This is a genomic window from Nonomuraea sp. WAC 01424 (genome assembly GCF_003947315.1).
Taxonomy (GTDB): Bacteria; Actinomycetota; Actinomycetes; order Streptosporangiales; family Streptosporangiaceae; genus Nonomuraea; species Nonomuraea spiralis.
Genome location: NZ_QHHZ01000002.1, coordinates 406,057 through 422,754 on the forward strand (window position 1 = coordinate 406,057; position 16,698 = coordinate 422,754).

General features: G+C 70.6%; 14 protein-coding genes. 8 read left to right on the forward strand and 6 right to left on the reverse strand.

Annotated elements, in window-relative coordinates:
• Positions 1–27: 27 nt before the first annotated feature.
• The 3 genes from DMB42_RS07265 to DMB42_RS07275 are packed head-to-tail and all read left to right on the forward strand — an operon-like array spanning position 28 to position 2,856.
• Entirely contained in the window at positions 28–780 is a 753-nt protein-coding gene (locus tag DMB42_RS07265) for a carbohydrate ABC transporter permease (protein WP_379478614.1), read from the forward strand.
• 2 nt (positions 781–782) lie between these two features.
• Positions 783–1,055: a DUF2160 domain-containing protein gene (locus tag DMB42_RS07270; protein WP_125631905.1), complete on the forward strand. Its 273-nt coding sequence runs from the start codon at positions 783–785 to the stop codon at positions 1,053–1,055.
• 13 nt (positions 1,056–1,068) lie between these two features.
• Positions 1,069–2,856, forward strand: a complete 1,788-nt coding sequence (locus DMB42_RS07275) for an ABC transporter substrate-binding protein (protein WP_125631907.1) — start codon at positions 1,069–1,071, stop codon at positions 2,854–2,856.
• Between the two features lie 42 nt (positions 2,857–2,898).
• Here DMB42_RS07275 and DMB42_RS07280 read toward each other — a convergent pair whose 3' ends face one another.
• From DMB42_RS07280 to DMB42_RS07300, 5 genes are all read right to left on the reverse strand, one after another.
• The gene (locus tag DMB42_RS07280; protein ID WP_125631909.1) at positions 2,899–4,179 is read right to left on the reverse strand and encodes a Gfo/Idh/MocA family protein; all 1,281 of its coding nucleotides are present in this window, start codon (positions 4,177–4,179) and stop codon (positions 2,899–2,901) included.
• Positions 4,180–4,189: 10 nt separating this feature from the next.
• Complete coding sequence (locus DMB42_RS07285) at positions 4,190–5,467, reverse strand: ABC transporter substrate-binding protein (protein WP_125631911.1); 1,278 nt, start codon at positions 5,465–5,467, stop codon at positions 4,190–4,192.
• Positions 5,468–5,511: 44 nt separating this feature from the next.
• The gene (locus DMB42_RS07290; RefSeq protein WP_125631913.1) at positions 5,512–6,378 is read right to left on the reverse strand and encodes a carbohydrate ABC transporter permease; all 867 of its coding nucleotides are present in this window, start codon (positions 6,376–6,378) and stop codon (positions 5,512–5,514) included.
• Positions 6,362–7,285: a carbohydrate ABC transporter permease gene (locus DMB42_RS07295; protein ID WP_379478611.1), complete on the reverse strand. Its 924-nt coding sequence runs from the start codon at positions 7,283–7,285 to the stop codon at positions 6,362–6,364. Before DMB42_RS07295 ends, DMB42_RS07290 begins: the two co-directional genes overlap by 17 nt.
• A gap of 206 nt (positions 7,286–7,491) precedes the next feature.
• Positions 7,492–8,445: a LacI family DNA-binding transcriptional regulator gene (locus DMB42_RS07300; RefSeq protein ID WP_125631917.1), complete on the reverse strand. Its 954-nt coding sequence runs from the start codon at positions 8,443–8,445 to the stop codon at positions 7,492–7,494.
• A gap of 192 nt (positions 8,446–8,637) precedes the next feature.
• Between DMB42_RS07300 and DMB42_RS07305 the strand changes: the two genes are divergently transcribed.
• The 5 genes from DMB42_RS07305 to DMB42_RS07325 are packed head-to-tail and all read left to right on the forward strand — an operon-like array spanning position 8,638 to position 15,350.
• Complete coding sequence (locus tag DMB42_RS07305) at positions 8,638–9,528, forward strand: NAD(P)-dependent oxidoreductase (protein ID WP_125631919.1); 891 nt, start codon at positions 8,638–8,640, stop codon at positions 9,526–9,528.
• On the forward strand, positions 9,525–10,397 hold the full coding sequence (locus tag DMB42_RS07310; protein ID WP_125631921.1) for a 5-dehydro-4-deoxyglucarate dehydratase: 873 nt from the start codon (positions 9,525–9,527) through the stop codon (positions 10,395–10,397). Before DMB42_RS07305 ends, DMB42_RS07310 begins: the two co-directional genes overlap by 4 nt.
• On the forward strand, positions 10,394–11,443 hold the full coding sequence (locus DMB42_RS07315; protein WP_125631923.1) for a mandelate racemase/muconate lactonizing enzyme family protein: 1,050 nt from the start codon (positions 10,394–10,396) through the stop codon (positions 11,441–11,443). The genes DMB42_RS07310 and DMB42_RS07315 overlap by 4 nt, the downstream gene beginning before the upstream one ends.
• The gene (locus DMB42_RS07320; RefSeq protein WP_125631925.1) at positions 11,434–13,395 is read left to right on the forward strand and encodes a DUF6807 family protein; all 1,962 of its coding nucleotides are present in this window, start codon (positions 11,434–11,436) and stop codon (positions 13,393–13,395) included. Before DMB42_RS07315 ends, DMB42_RS07320 begins: the two co-directional genes overlap by 10 nt.
• A gap of 11 nt (positions 13,396–13,406) precedes the next feature.
• Entirely contained in the window at positions 13,407–15,350 is a 1,944-nt protein-coding gene (locus tag DMB42_RS07325) for a beta-galactosidase (protein ID WP_260477544.1), read from the forward strand.
• A 580-nt stretch (positions 15,351–15,930) separates the two neighbouring features.
• On the opposite strand, the gene DMB42_RS07335 is transcribed toward DMB42_RS07325, so the two are convergent.
• Positions 15,931–16,677: a TetR family transcriptional regulator gene (locus DMB42_RS07335; protein ID WP_125631927.1), complete on the reverse strand. Its 747-nt coding sequence runs from the start codon at positions 16,675–16,677 to the stop codon at positions 15,931–15,933.
• Positions 16,678–16,698 lie beyond the last annotated feature (21 nt).

Genomic DNA, 16,698 nt, shown 5'->3' on the forward strand with positions numbered 1-16,698 from the left:
GTCTTCTGGCTGTACGCCGCCACGCTGATGTTGCCGCTGTTGTGGATGTTCGGCATGTCCATCCGCCCGAACGAGGACATCCTGGGCAGCTTCTCGCTGATCCCGCAGCGGGTGACCTTCGACAACTACGCCACGTTCTTCACGGACGCGTCGTGGTATTCGAGCTACCTGAACTCGATCGTCTACACCTCGCTGAACGCGGTCATGTCGCTCGTCGTGGCGCTCCCGGCGGCGTACGCGTTCTCGCGGTTCCGCTTCGCCGGGGACAAACACCTGTTCTTCTGGCTGCTGACGAACCGGATGGCTCCCCCGGCGGTGTTCCTGCTGCCGTTCTTCCAGATCTACCAGGCGGTCGGGCTGTTCGACACGCATCTGGGCGTGGCGATCGCGCACATGTTGTTCAACGTCCCGCTGGCGGTCTGGATCCTCGAAGGGTTCATGTCGGGGATCCCCCGCGAGATCGACGAGACCGCGGCGATCGACGGATACTCGCTGCCGCGTTTCTTCCTCCGCGTCTTCCTGCCGTTGATCAGGTCCGCGATCGGCGTCACCGCGTTCTTCTGCTTCATGTTCAGCTGGGTGGAGCTGCTGATCGCCAGGACGATCACATCGGTGGACGCCAAGCCCATCGCGGCCACCATGACGAGGACGGTGAGCGCGGCGGGCGTGGACTGGGGGCTGCTGGCGGCGGCCGGCGTGCTGACCATCGTCCCTGGCGCGGTCGTCATCTGGTTCGTACGCAACTACATCGCCAAGGGATTCGCCCTGGGGAGGGTCTGACCATGGAGTGGATGGTGTGGACCGTCCCCACGGCCCTGGTGTTCGCCGGGCTGGCCGTGCTGCTGTGCGTGATGGCGGTCTGGGGCCGGCTCTCCCCTCCCGTGGCCAGGCGCGGGTTCCTGCGGATCGAGACCGACCGGGGCGACCGGCTGTACATCGGCCTGATCAGCGCGGCCGTCGTCCTGGCCCTGTGGATGGCAGTCACCGACCTGTCCATGTGGGCGGCGCTCGGCGTCGCGCTGCTGGTCGTGGTCGTGATCGGAAGATGGGGCTGAGAGGAGCCAGGCGATGAGGCATCGCGCGGGCAGGACGGCGGCGGCGATCACGGCCGCGCTGGCCCTGGTGGCGGCCGCGTTCACGGGCGGCGGCGAGGAGAAGCCGAAGAGCGACTTCAAGGAGGCCGACGGCAGGGCCGCGGCGCGACGATGGGTGTCGGAGGAGTTCACGCCGAGCACGCTGTCGAAGGATCGGCAACTGGCGGAGATGGACTGGTTCATCAAGGCGGCGGCGCCGTACCGGGGGATGCAGATCAACGTCGTGTCCGAGACGATCACCACCCACGAGTACGAGTCGCAGAAGCTGGCCAAGGCGTTCGCCGAGATCACCGGGATCAGGATCAAGCACGACCTGATCCAGGAGGGCGACGTCATCGAGAAGCTCCAGACGCAGATCCAGGGCGACCAGAACATCTACGACGCCTACGTCAACGACTCCGACCTCATCGGCACCCACTCACGCGGCACCTACGTGTTCCCGCTGTCGGACTACATGGCCGGAGAGGGCAAGAACGTCACCTCCCCCACCCTCGACCTGAACGACTTCATCGGCATCAGCTTCACCACCGGCCCGGACAGGAAGATCTACCAGCTCCCCGACCAGCAGTTCGCGAACCTCTACTGGTTCCGCTACGACTGGTTCACCGACCCGGCGATCAAGAAGCAGTTCAGGGACGCCTACGGCTACGACCTGGGCGTACCGGTCAACTGGGCGGCCTACGAGGACATCGCCGACTTCTTCACCAACAAGGTCAACGGCGACGGGACCATCGACGGCGAGAAGGTCTACGGCCACATGGACTACGGCCGTAAGGACCCGTCGCTGGGCTGGCGTTTCACCGACGCCTGGTTGTCCATGGCGGGCAACGGCGACCCCGGCATCCCCAACGGCCTGCCGGTGGACGACTGGGGCATCCGCGTGGAGAACTGCCGCCCGGTCGGCTCGTCGGTCACCCGCGGCGGCGACACCAACGGCCCGGCCTCGGTGTACGCGCTCACCAAGTACGTGGACTGGCTGAAGAAGTACGCGCCGCGCGAGGCGGCCGGCATGAACTTCAGCGAGGCGGGCCCCGTCCCGGCGCAGGGCGACATCGCCCAGCAGGTCTTCTGGTACACCACGTTCACGGCCGACATGACCAAGAAGGGCCTGCCGGTCGTCAACGACGACGGCACCCCCAAGTGGCGCATCGCGCCCAGCCCGCACGGCGCCTACTGGAAGGAGGGCAACAAGCTCGGCTACCAGGACGCCGGCTCGTGGACGCTGCTGAACAACACCCCCAAGGACCGCAGGGCCGCCGCCTGGCTGTACGCGCAGTTCGTCACCTCCAAGACGGTGTCGCTGAAGAAGTCGATCACCGGGCTGACCTTCATCCGCGACTCCGACATCAAGAGCGACTACTTCAAGGACAACGCCGCCAAGTACGGCGGCCTGATCGAGTTCTACAACTCCCCCGCCCGCAAGCAGTGGACCCCGACCGGCACGAACGTGCCCGACTACCCCAAACTCGCCCAGCTCTGGTGGCAGAACGTGGCCACCGCCGTCACCGGCGAGACGACCCCGCAGCAGTCCATGGACAACCTGGCCAGGCAGCAGGACGAGATCCTGGCCCGGCTGGAACGCCTGTCCCGGGAACGCCAGGGGTACGGCGGGCAGTGCGCCCCCAAGCTGAACCCCGAGCGTCCGGCCCAGTACTGGATCGACCAGCCGGGCGCGCCCGCGCCGAAGCTGGCCGACGAGCGCGGCAAGCCGGAGACCCTCGACTACGACAAGCTCATAGCCCGCTGGAAGGCAGGCGGCTGACGCGCCCGCACTGCGGCGCCCGCGCTGCGCTCCCCGGCCGCGTCAGGCCAGGCGGGTGCCGGTGTCGGTCAGGTGTACCGGGGTGCCCGAGGCGGCCGAGCGCGTGGCCGCGACGCCCGTCAGGACGCTGCGGATGCCGTCCCGGTAACCCGCCTGCCGGGCCAGCGGGTCGTCGGCCGGGCCGCGGAACACGTCGTCCAGCAGCAGCCGGTCACCGCCGCCGTGCCCGCCCGCGCCCTCCCCGACGGGCACCTCCCGGGGCTCCTCCCAGTGGGGGCGCAGGGTGAGCCGCTCCCACGCCCCGGCGGCGTGCTCCTTGGACGCCGCGCTCGGGTCGATCGCGGCGTGCGGCGGCGTCCAGGCCCGCTCGACCACCTCCAGCTCCAGCCGTCCCGCCGTGCCGTTGAACGCCACCCGATACCCCTCGAAGGGCGCGTGGGCGTTCAGCGAGTACGTCAGCAGTGCCCCGCTGTCGTACCGCACCAGGACCGCCATGTTGTCGTCGATGGTCACGCCGTCGCCGAAGACGTCCTGGTCCCGGATGTAGCCGTCCTCGTGCTCGGCGTCCAGGTAGAGACGCTTGAGCCGGGGATCGGCGGAGATGTCCAGGATGAATGGGTCGCTGCCGAGGCCGGGCGCGCCTTGGCCGCGTCCGGGACGGTCCGCCAGGCCGCGCGCCCGCGCGTTGGCCGAGCCGTAGAAGCGCAGGGACGTCTGCGCGAACACGATCTCCGGCGCCGCCCCGAGCCACCAGTTGACCAGGTCGAAGTGGTGGGTGGACTTGTGCACCAGCAGGCCGCCCGAGCCGGCCCGGTCCCGGTGCCAGCGCCGGAAGTAGTCGGCCCCGTGGATGGTGTCGAGCGTCCACTCGAAGTGCACGGACGTCACCTCGCCGACGGCGCCGTCCATGAGCAGGCGGCGTACGGCCGAGTTGCGTGGCGAGTACCGGTAGTTGAAGGTGACGATCAGCCTGCCGGTGCTGCGCCGGGCCGCTTCGGCGATGGCCGCGCAGCTCTCGGCGTCAACGGTGAGCGGCTTCTCGACGATGACGTCGCGGCCGGCCTCCAGCGCCGCGCACACGTACCGGGCGTGCGCGGCGTCCACGGTGGCGACCACGACCGCGTCGGCGAGTTCGAGCACCTCGCCGAACTCGGTGGGGGCGAAGCACGGCACCGGGTGGCCGATCCGCTCGGCGTAGTAGTCCATGCGGGTCCGGTTGGTGTCGCACAGGGCGACGACCGTGCCGGCGTCACGCCAGTCGCCGAGCAGCGCGTCCACGTAGAGCTGCGCGCGGTGCCCGAGCCCGACGAACGCGTACCTCATGGTCGTCCTCTCAGCCGGCGATGGCGGCGTTGGCCTCGGTCAGGAACTTCTGGGCGGCGACGTCGGGCGTCATCCGGCCGAAGATGACCTCCTCGGTGTACCGCTTGAGGATGTCCTCAAGGGCACTGGCGCCCTTCGGCGGCGCGGCGGGCGGGTCGGCCAGCTCGCCCTTGATGGAGTCGACGAACTCCAACGTCTTCTGGTCGGCGGGCGGCAGCTTGTCCTTGACCGCGGCCAGGACCTTCGAGCTGGCGGGCAGGCCGCGGTCGCTGAGGATGATCCCGCCGACCTCGGCGTCGTTGATCATGAAGTCGACGAACTTCGCGGCCTCGGCGGCGTGCTCGCTCTTCGAGGAGGCGGTGTAGAACATCGCCGGTTGCAGGAACATGCCGCCGGTGGTGGCGCCCTCCTCCTTGGGCAGGCGCAGCAGGCTCATGTCCTTGCCCGACGCCTTGGTGACCGCGCCGAGCTGGTTGCTCCACCACATGCCGGACGCGCCGGTGTTGGTGGCCAGCAGCGACTGGTCCACGCTGGTCGCGCCGACCTCGGCGGTCTTGGCGGCGTCCGGGCTGCCCTTGGCCTTGATCGTGTCCAGCATGACCTGCCACCAGGCCACGATCGTCCCGGGCGTGACGCCGATCTTGTTGCCCTCGTAGAAGGGCTCGCCGCGCTGGGCGGCGAAGATCTGCAGGAAGGCGGGGTTCCAGTTGAGCTGGGTGCCGTAGACCGTGCCGCCGCCCTTGGCGGTGATCTGGGAGCTGAGGTCGACGTAGTCCTTCCAGGTCCACTTGGTGTCGTCGGGCGCCTTCTGCCCGGCCGCCTCCACCAGCGACGGGTTGAGCACCACGGAGAAGACGTTGGCGCCGGTGGGGACGGCGTACTGCTTGCCGTCGATGGCGCCGGTGCCGAGCAGCTTGGGGTCGATGTCGGCGGTCTGGACCTTGCCGGTCAGGTCGGCCAGCGTGCCGCGGTCGGCGTACTCGCGCAGGCCGCGGATCTCCAGGGTGATGACGTCCGGCGCGTCGCTCGCGGCCACCTTCGTGGACAGCGTCTCGTAGTAGCTGGCGAAGTCGGAGAACTCGCCCTCGACGTCGATGTCCGGATTCTTGGCCTCGAACTTCTTGATCGCCTCTTCGGTCATCTTCTGCCGCGCGTCGCTGCCCCAATAGGAGAAGCGCAGCTTGGTCCTGCCGTCGGCGGCCTCGCCACCGCCGCCGCAGGCCGCGGTGACCGCCAGCACGGCGGTGGCGAGCTGGGCCGCCGACCACGTCTTCTTGCCTGAGCTCACGGCTCTACCTCCTGTGGGATGTCGCTGTTTCGGGGGTGGGGGAACTACTTCAGTCCCGTGGTGGCCACACCACGGATCAGGTACTTCTGGCCGGCCAGGAAGAAGCCGAAGATCGGGCCGAGCGCGACGATCGACATGGCGAACATCGGGCCCCACGACGAGTCGCTGCTGGCGTCGAGGAAGGTGCGCAGCGCCACCGGGGCGGTGAAATTGTCCGGGTTGTTGAGGTAGAGGAGCTGGCTGAGGAAGTCGTTCCAGGTCCAGATGAACGTGAAGATCGCGGTCGTGGCCAGCGCCGGGGCGCAGAGCGGGATGATCACCCTGATGAACGTGCGCCAGTAGCCGGCGCCGTCGATCTCGGCGGCCTCGTCCAGCTCCCGGGGGAGGGAACGGATGAACTGCACCATCAGGAAGACGAAGAACGCGTCCGTGGCCAGCACCTTCGGCATGACCAGCGGCCAGATCGTGTTGATCAGTCCGAGCTTGGAGAACATCACGTACTGCGGCACGATCAGTACGTGGTGGGGCAACATGATCGTGCCCAGCATGATCGTGAACCACAACTTCTTGAGCGGGAAGTCCAGCCGGGCGAAGGCGTACGCGGCCAGCGAGCAGGCCACCAGGTTCGCCACCACCGACAGCACGGTGATCACCGCGGAGTTCCACAGGTAGTACCCGAAGGGGTGCTTCAGCGCGGTCCAGCCCTCGGTGTAGTTGTCCAGCGTGACCTCGCTCGGCCACAGGCCGGGCTGCCGGAAGATCAGCTCTTCGGGCTTGAGCGAGCTGGAGATCATCCACAGCAGCGGATAGAGCATGACCAGGCCGAACCCGATCAGCAGGACGTGCTTGACCACCCGGCCGCCCTTGACCGGGCGGAACAGCACGGGCAGCGGCCTACTTGGTGTCGCCATAGAAGACCCAATACTTGGACGCGAGGAAGTTCACCCCGGTGAGGCCGGCGATGATGAGCAGCAGGACCCAGGCCATGGCGGCCGCGTAGCCCATGTCGAAGTTCTTGAAGCCCGTGAGGTAGAGGTAGAGCGTGTTGAACATCGTGGAGTCGGCCGGCCCGCCCGAGCCGCCGCTCACGATGAACGACTGCGTGAACGACTGGAACGACTTGATGATCTCCAGCACCAGGTTGAAGAAGATGATCGGGGTCAGCAGCGGCAGCGTGATCGAGCGGAACTGGCGGAACACGCCGGCGCCGTCCACCGCGGCGGCCTCGTAGTAGCTGGCGGGGATCTGGCGCAGCCCGGCCAGGAAGATGATCATCGGGGCGCCGAACGTCCAGACGTGCAGAATGATCAGCGTGCCGAGGGCGGTGTCGGGGTCGCTGACCCAGCCGGGCCCCTGGATGCCGAAGACCGACAGCACGGCGTTGACCAGGCCCTCCGCCCCGAAGACCTTGCGCCACAGGATCGCGATCGCGACGCTGCCGCCCAGCAGCGAGGGCAGGTAGAAGATCGACCGGTAGAGCGACAGGCCGCGTAACCCGCGGTCGAGCACCAGGGCGAGCGCGAGCGCGAAGGCCAGTTGCAGCGGCACGGAGACGATCACGTAGATCGTCGTCACCTTCAGCGAGTTCAGGTAACGGGCATCCTCGGTGAACATCTTGACGTAGTTGTCGAACCCGACCCACTTGGCCTCCTCCAGGAGGTTGTAGTCGGTGAACGACAGGTAGAGCGAGGCGACGATGGGGCCGATCGTGATGACGAGCAGACCGGCGAACCAGGGCGCCAGGAACAGGTAGGCGGCCCGCGCCTCGCGGCGGGAACGTCTGGACATGCGACGATCCCACCTCAGCGAGTCAGTCATGACGGAACTCATTCGTCATCACGGACCTTCCGGCGAGATGTGAATGGATAGCGCTTTCCTATAGCTGCCGGGAAAGTTCCGTCAACCCTTTGCAGGCGTTACATGGCCGTTATCGATATATCGATGCCATATTTCCGCAGGTGACAAGCGCTTACCCAGGAGAAGTCTGATGAATATTGCTGCGATTTAGTACAACCGTTTGCAGGTCATCGGGGCGGTGCCGTCGACTCCCGCACCACCAGGCGGGTCTCCAGCGAGGTCGTCGCGCTCACCTCCTGGATGAGCAGGTCGACCGCCAGCCGTCCGGCCGCCGCGGTGGGCATGGCGACCGTGGTGAGCTTGGGCCGGTTCAGCCGCCCGGGGACGATGTCGTCGATGCCCACCACGCTGACGTCCTCCGGCACGCTCAGCCCGAGGTCGCCGAGGCCCTCGACGAGCCCGATCGCCATGAGGTCGTTGTAGGCGAGCACCCCGGTCACCCCGGCCTCGCACACCGCGGCCGCGGCGGCCAGGCCGCCCCGCTCGGTGGGCGCGTTGGGCCCGATCACGACCAGCTCGACCCCCGCCACCCGCTCGGCCGCCGACCGGATCTCCCCGCTCGTCCACGAGCCGGCCGGGCCCGACAGCAGCGCCACGCGCCGGTGCCCGAGCGCGGCCAGGTGCTCGACCGCGAGCCGGGCGCCGTGCCCGACGTCCATCAGGACCGTGGCGGCGCCGCGCAGCCTGCGGTTGATCACCACGAGCGGCACCCGCTCGGCCAGCCGCTCCAGCACCCTGTTCGACGAGCGCGGACTGCACAACACCACGCCGTCCACCTGCTTGGAGAACGCCTGGATCAGCTCCTCCTCGGCCGCCGCCTCCTCGTCGGTGTCGGCCACGAACAGGTGGTAGTCGCGCTGTCGGACCGCGGCGTGGGCGGCCTTGATCAGCGGCGGGAAGAACGGGTTGGCGATGTCGGCCACGATCAGGCCCAGGTTGTGGGTACGCCCGGTCGTGAGCGCCCTGGCCGCCCTGTTGGGCCGGTACCCCAGCTCCTCGGCCACCGCCAGCACCCTGGTACGGGTGGCCGCGTTCACCATGTGCGGCGCGGAGAACGTCCGCGACACGGTCGATACGTGCACACCGGAAGCGCGGGCCACATCGCGAATCGTCACTGTCACAGTCGCCCACCCTAACGCAACCGCTTGCAGACACCAGGGCAACGATGAAAGCGCTTGCCGATCGGCCGGCCCCCCAGCATGCACCTGTTCACCCAGCTAGACGGCATGGTCAGAAATCGGCTCTTGACGCCTCGCCCACCGTGACCCATAGGTTTAGTGCAACTGTTTGCAGTCTTGAAGGAGTCCCCCACGGTGAGCAGAGTGCTCGTCACCGGCAGCGCCGGACGCCTCGGCCGCAGCGTCGTCACCGCGCTCGCGGCCGCCGGGCACGAGGTGATCGGCGTGGACCAGGCCCCCGGCACGCCGGACGAGGCCGCCGCGACGTTACCGGCCGACCTTACGGACACCGGCCAGGCGTTCGAGGCCATCGCCCGGTTCCGGCCGGAGTCGGTGATCCATCTGGCGGCCATCGCGACGCCGTTCAGCCGGCCGGAATCAGTGATCTTCGAGGTGAACACGCGGCTCGCGTTCAACGTCTGCGAGGCGTCGGTGGAGCTGGGCGTGTCCGGCGTGGTGGTGGCCAGCAGCCCCACGGTGATCGGCTACGGCGCGCCCGGCGGGTGGGTCCCGTCGTACCTGCCGATCGACGAGGAGCACCCGGCGCTGCCCTGGAACGGCTACAACCTGTCCAAGCTGGTGGCCGAGCAGACCATGAAGGCGTTCGCGCGGGCGGGCCGGACGAGGATGGCGGCGGTCCGGCCGTGTTTCGTGATCCCGCCCGAGGAGTGGGCGGGCGCGCCCACGCAGTCGGGGCACACCGTCAAGGAGCGGCTCGACCAGCCGCGGATCGGCGGCGTCTCGCTGTTCAACTACGTCGACGCGCGCGACGCGGCCGAGCTGTTCACCGTGCTGATCGCGGCGCTGCCCGAGCTGCCGGGCGGCGAGGTCTTCTTCGCCGGGGCGGCCGACGCCCTGGCCAGGGAACCGCTGGCCGACCTGCTCCCCCAGGCCGTGCCGGGCACCGAGGAGCTGGCCGCCGGGCTCAGCGGCACCGCTCCCGCCTTCTCCACGGCCAAGGCGCGACGCCTGCTCGGCTGGGAGCCCAAGCGAAGCTGGCGAACCGAACTCAAGGAATCCGAATGAACCTCAGCGGTGTGCTGTTCTTCCCCGTCACCCCCTTCGACGCCGCCGGCGCGCTCGCCGAGCAGGTGCTGGCCGAGCACATCGGGCAGGGCATGGCGCACGGCCCCGGCGGCGTGTTCGCGGCCTGCGGCACCGGCGAGTTCTCCGCCCTGTCGGAGTCTGAGCACGCGCGGGCCGTCCGGGTGGCGGCCGAGGTCGTGGGCGGGCGGGTGCCGGTGTTCGCCGGGGCGGGCGGCCCGATCGGCACGGCGCTGAACCAGGCGCGGGCGGCCCGCGCGGCGGGCGCCGACGGCCTGCTGCTCATGCCTCCCTACCTGACGCAGGGCCCGGCGAGCGGGTACGCCGCGTACGTGGCCGCCGTCGCCGCCGAGCTGCCGGTGATCGTCTACCAGCGCGGCCCGGTCGTGCTCGACCCGGACACCGTGGTCGAGCTGGCCGGCGTCCCCGAGGTGATCGGGCTCAAGGACGGGCTCGGCGACATCGACCGGATGCAGCGGACCGTCCTCGCGGTACGCGGGAAGCACCCGGAGTTCCTGTTCTTCAACGGCCTGCCGACGGCCGAGCTGACCATGCCCGCCTACCGGGGCATCGGCGTGGACCTGTACTCCAGCGCGGTCTTCGCCTTCGCCCCCGAGATCGCCGTGGCGTACCTGAACGGCGACGAGCGGCTGCTGACCGAGTTCTACGCCCCGCTCGTCCGCCTGCGCGACAAGGTGCCCAGCTACCCGGTGTCGCTGGTCAAGGCCGGCGTACGGCTGCGCGGCCTCGACGTCGGCCCGGTGCGCCCGCCGCTGGTCGAGGTGGCCGTGGACCACCTCGCCGAGCTGGACGCGCTGATCAGGACCGGGCTCGCCCTGGCGGCGTCGTGATCGCCGGGCTGCGGACCGAGCTGCGGACCGTCCCGCTGCCCCGGCCGTGGGGCCCGGACGTGCCCGCCAACCATGTGATCGTCTGCCACGTGACGCTGGAGGACGGGCGCACCGGCACGGGGTTCTCCTGGACGCCGCAGATCGGCGCGCACGCCGTACGGGCCCTGCTGGACCACGACCTGCGCGAGGCGCTGATCGGGCTGCCCGCGCACCCCGAGCTGGTGTGGGACCGGCTGTGGCGGCACCTGCGCGAGGCCGGGCCCGGCGGGATCACCACGATCGCGCTGGCCGGCATCGACCTGGCGTTGTGGGACCTGCGCTGCGGCGACGTGGGCCTGGCCGACGTGCTGGGCCGGCGGCGCGAGCAGGTCCCGGCGTACGGCAGCGGCGTCAACCTGCACTACTCCCTGGACGAGCTGACCGAGCAGGCCCGGCGCTGGGTCGCGGCCGGGTACGCCGGCGTCAAGATCAAGGTGGGCCGTCCGGACCTGGCCGAGGACGTGGCCCGGGTGGCCGCCGTACGCGAGGTGATCGGGCCCGACCGGCTGCTGATGATCGACGCGAACCAGCGGTGGGACCTCCACCGGGCCAGGCGTGCCCTGGCGGCGCTGCGGGAGTTCGGCCTCCACTGGATCGAGGAGCCGCTGCCCGCCGACGACCTGGCCGCACACGTCGAGCTGCGCCGCTCGACCGACGTCCCGGTCGCGGTGGGCGAGAACGTCTACACCGTCTACGGCTTCCGCGACCTGCTCACGGCGGGGGCCTGCGACATCGTCCAGCCGAACGTGGTGCGCGTCGGCGGCGTCACGCCGTTCCTGCGGATCGTGGAGCTGGCCAGGGCGTTCGACGTGCCGGTCCATCCGCACCTGCTGAGCGAGGTGTCCGGGCAGCTCGCCCTGGCGCTGCCGCTGCCGCCGCTGGCCGAGGACGTCGAGGACGCCTCGTTCGGCGGGCTGGGGCTGCTGGCGGAGCCGTACCCGGTGGAGGTCCGCGAGGGTGTGCTGCGCGTGGGCGGGCACGCGGGACTGGGGTTGCGATGGACGTGAGGACAGGCGTGCCGCGGACCGGCCCGATCAGGGTCGTACTGGCGGGAGCGCACGGGCACGGACGGCACCACCTGGACGACCTGCGCAGGCTCGCGGCCACCGGCCTGGTCGAGCTGGCCGGGATCTGCGACGTGCGCCCGGTGGAGGTGGCAGGCGGGCCGCTGCCGCAGTCGCCGGACCTGGGCGAGCTGATCGCCGGGACCGGCGCCGAGGTCACGATCGTCTGCACGCCGATCCACACGCACGCCGACCTCGCGGTCACGGCGCTGCGCGCCGGGTCGCACGTGCTGCTGGAGAAGCCGCCCGCGGCCGGTCCGCGGGCGCACGCCCGGATCGCCGCGGCGGTGGCCGAGACCGGGCTGGCCTGCCAGGTCGGCTTCCAGAGCCTCGGCTCGGCGGCCGTGCCCGCGCTGCGCGCGCTGATCGCGGGCGGCGCGCTCGGCCGGATCCGCGGCATCGGCGGCGCGGGCGCGTGGGAGCGGCCCTCGTCGTACTTCACGCGCTCGTCCTGGGCGGGACGGCGCAGGCTGGACGGCGCGGACGTGGTGGACGGCGCGCTCACCAACCCCTTCGCCCACGCCGTGGCGACCGCGCTGGCCCTGGTGGACGGCCCTGTCGAGGCGATCGAGACCGAGTTGTACCACGCCCATCCGATCGAGGCCGACGACACCTCCTGCCTGCGGCTCCGGATCGCGGGCGGGCCGGTGATCACGATCGCGGTGTCGTTGTGCGCGACCGGGCGGAGTGAGCCGTACCTGGTGGTGCACGGGGAGGCGGGGCGGGCGACGCTCACGTACACGCTGGACGAGCTGCGGGTCGAGTGGGCCGACGGCTCGGTCGAGACGACCGTGCACGAGCGGACCGGGCTGCTGGAGAACCTGATCGCGCACATCCGTACCGGAGCCGGCCTGCTCGTCCCGCTCTCCAGGACCGAGACGTTCACCCAGGTGCTCGACGCGGTGCGGCTGGCCCCCGAGCCGCTGCCCATCGCCGAACGGCACCAGGTCGTGGAACGCGACGAGGCGGGCGAGGTCACCCACCGGTTCCTGCCCGGCATCGCCGAGCTGACCGCGCGCAGCGCGCGGGAGCTGGCGCTCTACTCCGAGCTCGGCGCGCCGTGGACGAACGTGGAGCTGCGGGTGGCCGGGACGCCGGTCGCGGCCTACGAGTGGCGGCCCGACCTGCCCGTCACCGACTCGCCGCGGCCGTACCTGCATCCGGTGCGTACGCTCGGCGGCCTCACCGTCACCCAGGTCCGCCCCGGCGACCACGTGCACCACCTCGGCGCGGGCGTGGCGATCTCCGACCTCGGCGGCGCGAACTTCTGGGGCGGCCGCACCCACGTCAGGGACCGCGGACCGGTCTGGCTGGCCGACCACGGCAGGCAGCGGCACGTCGCGTTCACCCGGCTGGCCGACGACGGTTTCACCGAGGAGCTGGAGTGGATCGGCCCCGGCGAGCGGCTGATCGCGCGCGAGCGGCGTACGGTCGCCGCCCGGCCGGTCGGCGACGTGTGGGCGCTCGACCTGACGTTCGCGCTCACCAACCTCACCGGCTCCCCGCTGGAGGTCAACAGCTCGGCCACCAAGGGCAGGCTGGGCGCGGGCTACGGCGGCTTCTTCTGGCGCGCGCCGGGCACCTCGACCGGCCGGGTGACCTTCCCCGGGGACGAGGAGAGCGTGCACGGCAGCCGGGGCCCCTGGGTGGCCATGTCCGGGACCGAGCCGGACGGACGGGACTGGACGCTGGTGTTCGTGCAGGCCGGCGACGACCCCTGGTTCGTCCGGATGGCGGAGTACCCCGGGGTCGGGCAGGCGCTGGCTTGGGATCGTCCGCTGGTCGTCGAGGGCACGCTGACCAGGCGGATCGTCACGGTCGTGGCCGACGGCCGGCTTGGGGGCTCGTCGGCGGCGGCTCTGGCCGCTACGGTGGAGGAAATAATCGTAAAATAATAGGAGTTGCGGTGATCGTGTACGGCGGCGACTGGAATCCCGAGCAGTGGCCGGAGGAGACCTGGGCCGAGGACGTCCGGCTGATGCGGGAGGCCGGTGTCACCCATGTCAGCCTCGGCATCTTCTCATGGTCACTTCTGGAGCCCGTCGAGGGGAAGTACGACTTCGGCTGGCTCGATCGGGTCATGGACCTGCTGGCCGAGGGCGGCGTCAAGGTCTACCTGTCCACCCCCACCGCCTCGCCGCCGCCGTGGTTCGGGCACGCCCACCCGCAGGCGCTGCCCGTGGGCGCCGACGGCCGCGTGTTGTCGCACGGCAGCAGGCAGGCGTTCTGTCCCAGCTCGCCGATCTACCTGGAGCGCGCCCTGGCCGTCACCGAGCAGCTCGGCCGCCGGTACCACGACCACCCGGCCCTGGCCATGTGGCACGTGCACAACGAGTACGGCAACCACAACGCCCATTGCTACTGCGACGTCTCCGCCCAGGCGTTCCGCGACTGGCTGATCGACCGGTACGCCACCCTCGACGCGCTCAACGACGCCTGGGGCACGGCGTTCTGGTCGCAGCGCTACAGCGACTGGGCGCAGATCCTGCCGCCGAGAGCGACGCCCGCCTACACCAACCCGGCCCAGCAGCTCGACTTCCGCAGGTTCAGCTCCGACGCGCTGCTGCGCCTCTACCGCGCCGAACGCGACCTGCTGGCCGGGATCGACCCGGACGTGCCCGCCACCACGAACTTCATGGGCAGCTACCACTGGGCCACCGACTACTGGGCGTGGGCCGAGGAGGTGGACGTGATCTCCACCGACCAGTACCTGCTGGGCGAGGACCCCCACCTGGACCTCGCCTTCGCCGCCGACCTGACCCGCTCGTTCAAGGGCGGGCAGCCGTGGCTGCTCATGGAGCACTCGACCAGCGCGGTCAACTGGCAGGGCCACAACCGCGCCAAGCGGCCCGGCGAGATGCACCGCAACTCCCTGGCCCACCTGGCCAGGGGCGCGGACGCGATCCTGTTCTTCCAGTGGCGGGCCTCCCGCGCGGGCGCCGAGAAGTGGCACTCGGCGATGTTGCCCCACGCGGGCACCGACACCAAGATCTGGCGGGAGGTCGTCGCGCTCGGGGACGTCCTGAAGAGCGTGGCCGACGTCGCGGGCAGCCGGGTCGAGTCCGACGTGGCGATCCTGCTCGACTACCAGAGCATCTGGGCCCAGGACCATCCGGCGCAGCCGACGACGGAGCTCAAGCCGGTCGAGGTGATCAGGCAGTGGCACTCCGCCCTCTGGAAGCTCGGCGTCACCTGCGACCTGGCCCACCCCGAGGGCGACCTGTCCGGTTACCGACTGGTCGTGGCCCCCTCGCTCTACCTCGTCTCCGACGCGGGGGCGCGCAACCTCGAACGGTTCGTCGCCGGGGGCGGGACCGCGCTGGTGGGGCCGTACAGCGGGGTGGTGGACGAGCAGGACAGGGTCCGGCTCGGCGGCTACCCGGGCGCGTGGCGGGACCTGCTGGGCGTACGGGTCGAGGAGTTCTTCCCGCTGGCGGCGGGCGAGACGGTCACGCTGGCGGGCGGCGGCACCTGCGCGGTCTGGAGCGAGGTCGCCCACGCCACGACCGCCGAGGTCCTGGACTCGTACACCACCGGTGAGCCCGCCTGGACGCGCAACGTCTGGGGCGAGGGCGCCGCCCACTACGTGACCACGCTGCCCGCCGACCCGGCCCGCCTGCTCGCCGCGGTGTGCGCCGAGTCGGGCGTCCCGACCGCCGACCGTCGGGGCGTCGAGGTGGTACGCCGCTCCCACCCCGACGGCCGTGGCTACCTGTTCGCCATCAACCACACCGGCGAGGACGCCGTCGTCGAGGCGACCGGCACCCTCCCGGACGGCACCCCCGTGGACGGACGGCTCACCGTACCGGCGGGCGCGGTCACGATCGTCGCCACCCCGGCCCCTCAGTAGGACCGCGTCCCCGGTTTCCCGGCGGTTCGGCGGGCCGCGGCTAGGGTGCGGAGTCTGTGAACGCACCCCTCATCGCCAGGCCCGGTTGTCCACGCCGGTGTGGCAGCAGCTCAAGTGGCCGCTCGCGGTCGCGGTCGTGCTCTCCCTGCTGACCGGGCTCGACCGGTTGCCCGGCGAGCTGGCCATGAACCGTACGTTCGCGCTGCTGCCGTTCTACGTGCTGGGCCTGATGTTGCGGCCCGAGCACTTCGCGTGGTTGCGACGGCCCCACATGCGGCTGGCCGGGTTCTGCGTACTGGGGCTCGGGCTCGCGGCCGCGCTGCTGACCCACGATCGGGTGCCGACCGAGTGGATCAGGTGGCGGCACTCCAACGCGTCCATCGGCGTGGACGACCTCACCGGCACCGCGATCCGGCTGGGCCTGCTGGCGGCGGGGGCGGTGCTGGTGGCGGCGTTCCTGGCGGTGACCCCGGCCCGGCGCACCTGGTTCAGCGGGCTGGGGTCGGCCACCATGTACGCGTACCTGCTGCACGGCTTCGTGGTGAAGGGCGCCGAGCGGCTCGGCCTGGGCCTGCCGCTGTCACTCCTGTTGGGCCTCCTCACCGCCGCCCTGTTGTGCACCCCCTGGGTGCGCACGCTCTTCCGCTGGGCCGTCGAACCCCGCATGACCTGGGCCTTCACCCCGCTGCGGCGTCCCGCCTGAGTCGTGCCTGAGCAGGCGCAGCGCGCCTCTGGACAGCGCCACCAGCACGTCGGCGCACTCCTCCAGGTCGGGGTAGCGGCCCTCCAGGTGGCCCATGGCCAGGGCGTTCGTGGCCGCGTCGATGCCCTCGGCGATCATCTCCAGGCGGCGGCGGTCCCGTTCGTCGTCGGCCGTGTAGCCGAGCGCGGCCAGGTCGGCCGCGTGGTGCTCGCGGTAGATCGCGGCCGTACGGGCGGCGAAGTCGCGCAGCGAGGACGACGGGTCGTGCCGCGCGCGCAGCTGGATGCGCAGCAGCTCCGGATGGCGGCAGATCGCCTCCAGCGGGATGCGGAAGGCGTCGCGGTGGCGTTCGAGGTCGTCGGGCGCCTCGCGGGCCCTGCGCCGCGCCTCCCGCATCGCCCCGCGCAGCCGGTCGCCGCCCTCCTCGCCGAGCACCCGCAGCAGCTCTGGCATGTCCTTGAAGTGCACGTAGAAGCTCGACTGGGCGATGCCGGCGGCCTTGGCGACCTTGCCCGTGGTCAGGCCGGCCTCGCCCTCCTCGTCGAGGATCGACAGGGCCGCCCTGATCAGCCTGCGCCGGGTCAGGTCCTTCGCCTCGCTCCTGCTGAGCGGTGTGCTGGTCACGATTGCCTCACGGGACTTGTG

What these genes read in the sequence shown, in the direction of transcription:
- DMB42_RS07265 (WP_379478614.1), top strand. Translation starts at nt 28, where the DNA reads ATGTTGCCGCTGTTGTGGATGTTCGGCATGTCCATCCGCCCGAACGAG.
- DMB42_RS07270 (WP_125631905.1), top strand. Translation starts at nt 783, where the DNA reads ATGGAGTGGATGGTGTGGACCGTCCCCACGGCCCTGGTGTTCGCCGGG.
- DMB42_RS07275 (WP_125631907.1), top strand. Translation starts at nt 1,069, where the DNA reads ATGAGGCATCGCGCGGGCAGGACGGCGGCGGCGATCACGGCCGCGCTG.
- DMB42_RS07280 (WP_125631909.1), bottom strand. Translation starts at nt 4,179, where the DNA reads ATGAGGTACGCGTTCGTCGGGCTCGGGCACCGCGCGCAGCTCTACGTG.
- DMB42_RS07290 (WP_125631913.1), bottom strand. Translation starts at nt 6,378, where the DNA reads ATGGCGACACCAAGTAGGCCGCTGCCCGTGCTGTTCCGCCCGGTCAAG.
- DMB42_RS07295 (WP_379478611.1), bottom strand. Translation starts at nt 7,285, where the DNA reads ATGACTGACTCGCTGAGGTGGGATCGTCGCATGTCCAGACGTTCCCGC.
- DMB42_RS07310 (WP_125631921.1), top strand. Translation starts at nt 9,525, where the DNA reads ATGAACCTCAGCGGTGTGCTGTTCTTCCCCGTCACCCCCTTCGACGCC.
- DMB42_RS07320 (WP_125631925.1), top strand. Translation starts at nt 11,434, where the DNA reads ATGGACGTGAGGACAGGCGTGCCGCGGACCGGCCCGATCAGGGTCGTA.